Origin of the sequence: Zoogloea oryzae (assembly GCF_030161255.1) — a bacterium.
GTDB classification, from domain to species: Bacteria; Pseudomonadota; Gammaproteobacteria; order Burkholderiales; family Rhodocyclaceae; genus Zoogloea; species Zoogloea oryzae.
Window position 1 is genome coordinate 408 of the sequence record NZ_BSPX01000288.1, and the last position, 277, is coordinate 684.

The following is a 277-nucleotide window of genomic DNA, read 5'->3' on the forward strand; positions in this document are numbered from 1 at the left end:
TTGTTTTCCACATCATTTTTCCTTGTTGATATATTATTTACCTGGCCGTTTCTTCTTTCTTGGTCTCATATAACATATAATAAATAATAAAATATAATAAAATTATATTCATATGAAACCCAATCTATATAAAAAAAAGAATGGAGTGGTCTTGTATATATTCATTTAAGTTAAGGATTCCATAAATCCATAGAAGTACTCCTTAACCACATAGGTATCTGATTATATATATATGTATTACAATAAAAAAGGAGAATTTTCAATGCGAGATCTAAAA